Source organism: Streptomyces sp. MnatMP-M17 (assembly GCF_900091995.1).
Classification (GTDB): domain Bacteria; phylum Actinomycetota; class Actinomycetes; order Streptomycetales; family Streptomycetaceae; genus Streptomyces.
In genome coordinates this window covers 1-6,639 of the sequence record NZ_FMDK01000832.1, presented here as the reverse complement: position 1 = coordinate 6,639, position 6,639 = coordinate 1, and the positions used below count along the sequence as shown (strand labels likewise).

The window sequence follows — 6,639 nt, the reverse complement described above, 5'->3', positions numbered from 1 at the left end:
CCCCCATCCGTTCGGGAAGTGTCATCCCCGCGGACGCGGCGGACGCGGCGGACGCGGCGGCGGATGCCGGAGCGGCGGCAGGCGCGGAGGCGACGACGGCGAGCAGTGTGGCGGCGAGCACGAGAGCGGTACGCATGGTTCGGACCGTATGCCGCCCGCCGCGACACGGCCTCCCGGGCCACCGTCGCGTTACTCCGTACGGCGGTGCCGCGCCCTCGGTCCGTCCTGCGCCTTCAGTCGGTCCGCGCGGGCAGTGGCAGCGGCAGCGCGGGCAGCCCGTCCAGGCTCACTCCGACATGGTCCTTCTTCGCGCAGTACGCGGCGAACTCCTCGTCCGACTTACGGCCGAAGTGCTCGGCGTGCTGCGTCCGCTCCTCCCGGTAGTCCATGAAGGGCACCGCGAAACCGCACGCGTCACCGATGCGTACGGCGTGGATCACGATGATCGCGCGGGCGCTGGGCCCGTCGGTGTCCTTGAAGTACGGGATGTACTCGGCCCAGCGCGGATCGTCACGGAAGACCGGCTCTCCCCGGCCGTGCACCCGCAGCACCTTGGGCGGCCCGGTGAACGCGCACCACATCAGCGTGATCCGGCCGTTCTCCCGCAGATGCGCGATGGTCTCGGCGCCGCTGCCGCCGAAGTCGAGATACGCCAGCGTCAGCTCGTCGATCACGACAAGAGTGCCGGCCCGTCCCTTGGGCGAGAGATTGACATGGCCGTCGTCCGCCAGCGGAGCGGTGGCGGTGAAGAAGACGGGCTGTTCCTCGATGAAGGTGCGTATCCGGCCGTCGATCCGTTCGTAGCGCTTTCCCATGCCCTCGATTATCCGCGCCCGCGCCCGGGCGGCGAGGATGTTTTCGGCTCGTGGGACCGCCGCGCCCGACCGACCATGGAGCTATGACGAGGACAACGAAAAGGCAGAAGCACGAGGTACGCGTCCGCCGGGCGTACGAGCCGCCGGAGCCTGAGGACGGCACCCGTGTCCTGGTCGACCGGCTCTGGCCGCGCGGTCTGGCGAAGGAGGCCGCCGCGCTGGACGAGTGGCTGAAGGACGCCGCGCCCTCGGCGGAGCTGCGCACGTGGTACGGGCACGATCCCGGGCGGTTCGAGGAGTTCGCAGGACGGTACGGCGCGGAGCTGGCCGCACCGGATCACGCGGAGGCGCTCGGCCGGCTGCGCGAGCTGGCCGCCGAGGACACGCTCACCCTGCTCACGGCCACCAAGGATCTGCGCTACAGCCATGCGCCGCTGCTGGCCGCGGAGGTGCGCCAGGGCGCGCGGTGACCGCGCCGCCAGGGCACGCGTTGACAAAACAATACGGTGCAGCGCATAGTTATACCCGTCAGTGAATGCACCGTAAGGAGATACCCGTGACCGAGCGCGTCGTACTCGCCTACTCGGGCGGCCTGGACACCTCCGTCGCCATCGGATGGATCGCCGAGGAGACGGGCGCCGAGGTCATCGCCGTCGCCGTGGATGTCGGCCAGGGCGGCGAGGACATGGATGTCATCCGTAAGCGCGCGCTCGCCTGCGGTGCCGTCGAGGCCGAGGTCGCGGACGCCAAGGACGAGTTCGCCGAGGAGTACTGCCTTCCGGCGATCAAGGCCAACGCCCTCTACATGGACCGCTATCCGCTGGTCTCCGCGCTCTCCCGGCCGACGATCGTCAAGCATCTCGTCGCCGCCGCGCAGAAGCACGGCGCCGGAATCGTCGCCCACGGCTGCACCGGCAAGGGCAACGACCAGGTGCGCTTCGAGGCGGGCATCACCGCTCTCGGCCCGGACTTGAAGTGCATCGCTCCGGTCCGTGACTACGCGATGACCCGGGACAAGGCGATCGCCTTCTGCGAGGAGAAGAACCTCCCGATCGCGACCACCAAGAAGTCGCCGTACTCCATCGACCAGAACGTCTTCGGACGGGCCGTCGAGACGGGCTTCCTGGAGGACATCTGGAACGCGCCGATCGAGGACATCTACGAGTACACGCAGAATCCCGCCGTCGCCCGCGAGGCCGACGAGGTCACCATCTCCTTCAAGGAGGGCGTGCCGGTCGCCGTCGACGGCAGGCCCGTCACCGTCCTCCAGGCGATCCAGCAGCTCAACGAGCGGGCCGGCGCCCAGGGCATCGGCCGGATCGACATGGTCGAGGACCGGCTCGTGGGCATCAAGTCCCGTGAGGTGTACGAGGCGCCCGGCGCGATCGCGCTGATCACCGCGCACCAGGAGCTGGAGAATGTCACCGTCGAGCGCGAGCTGGCCCGCTACAAGCGGCAGGTCGAGCAGCGCTGGGGCGAGCTGGTCTACGACGGCCTGTGGTTCTCGCCGCTCAAGCGCGCCCTGGACGGCTTCATCAACGAGGCGAACCAGCATGTGACCGGCGACATCCGGATGACCATGCACGGCGGCCGGGCCGTGGTGACCGGGCGCAGGTCGCAGGAGTCGCTGTACGACTTCAACCTCGCCACCTATGACTCGGGCGACACCTTCGACCAGTCCAAGGCGCAGGGCTTCATCGAGATCTTCGGCCTCTCCGCGAAGATCGCCGCGCGCCGCGACCTCCAGGCGTAGCCTCGTCTCGCCCTGCGCGAACCATCCGCCTCCCCGTTCCTCCACGGCGGGGAGGCGGTCGTACTTCCCGATCCCTCCAAGGAGCAGCAGTGAGCAGCAACAACGGTGATGTCCGGCTCTGGGGCGGCCGTTTCGCCGACGGACCCGCCGAGGCCCTGGCCAAGCTCTCCGCGTCGGTCCACTTCGACTGGCGGCTCGCGCCGTACGACATCGCCGGCTCCCGCGCCCATGCCCGTGTCCTCCACAAGGCCGGACTGCTCACCGCCGACGAACTGACCCGGATGCTCGCCGGACTCGACCGGCTCGAAGCGGATGTCGCCGACGGCTCGTTCACCGGCACCATCGCCGACGAGGACGTCCACACCGCCCTGGAGCGCGGGCTGCTGGAGCGGCTCGGCCCGGACCTCGGCGGCAAGCTGCGCGCCGGACGGTCCCGCAACGACCAGGTCGCCACGCTCTTCCGGATGTATCTGCGCGACCACGCCCGGATCATCGGCGGGCTGATCGCCGGTCTCCAGGACGCGCTGGTCGGACTGGCCGAGGCGCACCCGGCCGTCGCGATGCCGGGCCGTACGCACCTCCAGCACGCCCAGCCCGTGCTCTTCGCCCACCATGTGCTGGCGCATGTGCAGTCGCTGTCCCGGGACGCGGAGCGGCTGCGCCAGTGGGACAAGCGCACGGCGGTCTCGCCGTACGGTTCCGGCGCCCTGGCCGGCTCGTCGCTCGGGCTCGACCCGGAGGCGGTCGCCGCGGACCTCGGCTTCGAGCGCGGCTCCGTCGGCAACTCCATCGACGGCACGGCCTCGCGCGACTTCGTCGCCGAGTTCGCGTTCATCACCGCGATGATCGGTGTCAATCTGTCGCGGATCGCCGAGGAGGTCATCCTGTGGAACACGAAGGAGTTCTCCTTCGTCACCCTGCACGACGCCTTCTCCACCGGTTCCTCGATCATGCCGCAGAAGAAGAACCCGGACATCGCGGAGCTGGCGCGCGGCAAGTCGGGCCGGCTCATCGGCAATCTCACCGGGCTGCTGGCCACGCTGAAGGCGCTGCCGCTCGCGTACAACCGCGACCTCCAGGAGGACAAGGAGCCCGTCTTCGACTCCTGCGATCAACTGGAGGTCCTGCTGCCGGCCTTCACCGGGATGATGGCGACGCTGACCGTCAACCGGGCACGGATGGAGGAGCTGGCGCCGGCCGGTTTCTCGCTCGCCACGGACATCGCCGAGTGGCTGGTCCGGCAGGGCGTGCCGTTCCGGGTGGCGCACGAGGTCGCGGGGGAGTGCGTCAAGGAGTGCGAGGCGCTCGGCATCGAGCTGGACGGGCTGACGGACGAGCAGTTCGCGAAGATCTCGCCGCATCTCACTCCCGAGGTGCGGTCGGTGCTCAATGTGCCGGGCGCGCTGGCGTCCCGTAACGGCCGAGGCGGTACGGCTCCGTCGGCCGTGGCCGTACAGCTCGCCGAGGTCAAGGCCGATCTGGTGATACAGCACGCCTGGGCCACCGCCAAGCGATAGCCAACAGCAGTCACACAGGCGGCTACAGCGCCGTCGCCCACTCCGCGAGCGCGTCGAAGTCCGGCCGGGTCAGCCCGGTCCCGGGATCGATGTACAGCAGCAGGGCGGCGGCGAGGTGCTGCCGGTCCACCCACTCGCGGTCGTACGAGGTGATCTCGTCGTCGACCCAGGCGAACGGCCGCCCGGCCGCGTACTCCAGCACGTACTGCGTCTTCCACAGGGTCCCGCGAGGGGCCCATCCGTGTGTCTCGGGCCATGCGATGTACGGCAGCTCCGGCAGCCCGAGCGGCGGCCCTATCCACTCGTTGGCGTCGTCCTCCCAGGTGGTCGCCCAGACCAGCTCGTAGAGTCCGGTGAGCGCCAGCAGCTCCGCGCCGTGCCATGGATTGAGGAGCACGGAGAGCGGACCCGGCTGTGTCCGTGCCCAGAGCGAGGGCCGCATCAGATGTCTCTCGTATCCGTACGGGGTCCCGGGCGCCGCCGGCGCGGCGTACGGATTGAGCGGACCGTCGATGTCGATCAGCAGGAGCGGCTTCCGGGAGTTCCGGGGTGGCTTCATACAGGTGTTCCTTCCCGCCCTGGCGGGCGTGAGTCCGGGCCTGGGACCGGGTCTGGGGCTGGTCGTGATGCGGTGCGATGATGTATTGAATGAGACTTTCATGTCTCATATGGGTTATGGTTGACTCATGACAGTCGATCGTGACCAGGTGCTGCGCACCGCCGCCGCCCTTCTCACCCGTAAGGCGACCGCCACCATGGACGAGGTCGCCAGGGCCTCCGGCATCGGGCGCGCGACACTGCACCGGCACTTCGCCGGGCGTGACGCGCTGGTCAAGGCGCTGGAGCAGCTCGGCATCCAGGAGCTGGAGACGGCGCTCGACGCCGCGCGGCTGGACGAGGACACGGCGGCCGAGGCGCTGCGCAGACTCGTCGCCCGTGTCGAGCCCTCGGCCGGACTCCTCGCCTTTCTGCTCACCGAGAACCAGCTCTTCGAGGGCGAGGTCTCCGACGGCTGGGCGCGGATCGACGCCCGCTGCTCGGCGCTCTTCCGGCGCGGCCAGGAGCAGGGCGAGTTCCGGATCGACCTCAGCCATGTGTGGCTGACCGAGGCGCTCTACGGCCTGCTCAGCGCGGGCGCCTGGGTGACGCAGGACGGCCGGGTCGCCACCAAGGACTTCCAGTACATGATCGTCGAGTTGCTGCTCGGCGGTGCACAACGGAGCGTGAGGACATGACCACCATCCACGGAACGGCGACGGAGACGAGGCCCGTACCCGGCCCTGGGCGGTGGCTGGCGCTCGGCGTGCTCGTCCTGGCCGTACTGCTCGTGGCCGTCGACGCGACCGTACTCGGTCTCGCCACACCGTTCCTCAGCGAGGACCTCAGGCCGACCGGCACACAGCTCCTCTGGATCGGCGACATCTACTCCTTCGTCATCGCCGGGCTGCTGGTCTCCATGGGCAGCCTCGGCGACCGTATCGGCCGTAAGAAGCTGCTGCTGACGGGCGCGGTCGCGTTCGGCGGGATCTCCGTACTGAACGCCTACGCGTCCAGCCCGGAGATGATGATCCTGGCCAGGGCGCTGCTCGGAGTCGCGGGCGCGACGCTGATGCCCGCCACGCTCGCCCTGATCCGCAATATCTTCCACGATCCGAAGGAGCGCAGCCTCGCCATCGGTATCTGGGGAGCGATGGCCTCGGCGGGCGCGGCGGTCGGCCCTGTCGTCGGCGGCTTTCTGCTGGAGCACTTCTGGTGGGGCTCGGTCTTTCTGATCAATCTGCCGGTGATGGCGGTGCTGGTGCTCGTCGGCGTGAGGATGCTGCCCGAGTCGAGGAATCCGGCGCCCGGTCCCTGGGACATGACCAGCGTGCTGCTGTCCCTCATCGGCGTCGTCGGCATCGTGTACGCGGTGAAGGAGGCGGCGGCGCACGGGCCGGGCTGGGACGCCGTGGTGGCGGGAGTGGCCGGCGCGGTGGCGCTCCACCGGTTCGTACGGCGTCAGCTCACGCTGCCCGCACCGCTGCTGGACATGAGGCTCTTCCACCACCGGGGCTTCTCGGGCGCGGTGCTGGCCGATCTGCTGACCATCCTCGGTCTGTCGGGACTGGTCTTCTTCCTGTCGCAGTTCCTCCAACTGGTCCAGGGACGCGGCCCTCTGGAGGCCGGTCTCGCCGAACTGCCCGCGGCGGTGGGCGCGGTGGCGGCCGGGCTGATCGCGGGAACGGTCGCACGGCGGTACTCCGTACGGGCGGTGGTGGCGGGCGGGCTGGCCGCCATCGGGCTGGCGCTGGCCGTGCTCACCGTACTCAGCCGGTCGACCGGTTATCCGCTGCTGGGCGCGGTGCTGCTGATCGTCGGCGTCGGCGCGGGCTTCTCGTTCACCGTCACGGCCGATGTGATCCTCTCCAGTGTTCCCAAGGAGCAGGCCGGTTCGGCCTCGGCGGTCTCGGAGACGGCGTACGAGCTGGGCGCGGCGCTCGGTATCGCGCTGCTGGGATCCGTGGTCACCGGTGTGTACCGAGGCTTTCCCGCGCCGGCCGGAGTGCCCGCGCCC

At 69.7% G+C, this 6,639-nt stretch carries 7 protein-coding genes; 5 read left to right on the top strand and 2 right to left on the bottom strand.

Annotation, left to right across the window (positions count from 1 at the left end; all coding sequences use genetic code 11):
• Nucleotides 1-233: 233 nt before the first annotated feature.
• Nucleotides 234-815, bottom strand: a complete 582-nt coding sequence (locus GA0115259_RS31500; protein WP_093603296.1) for a pyridoxamine 5'-phosphate oxidase family protein — start codon at nucleotides 813-815, stop codon at nucleotides 234-236.
• Between the two features lie 83 nt (nucleotides 816-898).
• On the opposite strand from GA0115259_RS31500, the gene GA0115259_RS31495 reads away from it, so the two are divergent.
• The 3 genes from GA0115259_RS31495 to argH all read left to right on the top strand — a co-directional run bounded on the left by GA0115259_RS31495 (nucleotide 899) and on the right by argH (nucleotide 4,085).
• Nucleotides 899-1,285 (top strand): DUF488 domain-containing protein, encoded by a 387-nt coding sequence (locus GA0115259_RS31495; RefSeq protein WP_093603294.1) that lies wholly within the window; start codon nucleotides 899-901, stop codon nucleotides 1,283-1,285.
• A gap of 86 nt (nucleotides 1,286-1,371) precedes the next feature.
• Nucleotides 1,372-2,568, top strand: a complete 1,197-nt coding sequence (locus GA0115259_RS31490; protein WP_093603292.1) for an argininosuccinate synthase — start codon at nucleotides 1,372-1,374, stop codon at nucleotides 2,566-2,568.
• 89 nt (nucleotides 2,569-2,657) lie between these two features.
• The gene (gene argH, locus GA0115259_RS31485; RefSeq protein WP_093603290.1) at nucleotides 2,658-4,085 is read left to right on the top strand and encodes an argininosuccinate lyase; all 1,428 of its coding nucleotides are present in this window, start codon (nucleotides 2,658-2,660) and stop codon (nucleotides 4,083-4,085) included.
• A 22-nt stretch (nucleotides 4,086-4,107) separates the two neighbouring features.
• On the opposite strand, the gene GA0115259_RS31480 is transcribed toward argH, so the two are convergent.
• A complete protein-coding gene (locus GA0115259_RS31480; RefSeq protein WP_093603288.1) occupies nucleotides 4,108-4,644 on the bottom strand; it encodes an HAD domain-containing protein in 537 nt (178 codons plus the stop codon).
• A 127-nt stretch (nucleotides 4,645-4,771) separates the two neighbouring features.
• On the opposite strand from GA0115259_RS31480, the gene GA0115259_RS31475 reads away from it, so the two are divergent.
• Together GA0115259_RS31475 and GA0115259_RS31470 are read left to right on the top strand one after the other, a co-directional pair.
• Nucleotides 4,772-5,320: a TetR/AcrR family transcriptional regulator gene (locus GA0115259_RS31475; RefSeq protein ID WP_093603286.1), complete on the top strand. Its 549-nt coding sequence runs from the start codon at nucleotides 4,772-4,774 to the stop codon at nucleotides 5,318-5,320.
• On the top strand, nucleotides 5,317-6,639 hold a 1,323-nt coding region (locus GA0115259_RS31470; RefSeq protein ID WP_093603298.1), incomplete at its 3' end, for an MFS transporter. The genes GA0115259_RS31475 and GA0115259_RS31470, both read left to right, overlap by 4 nt.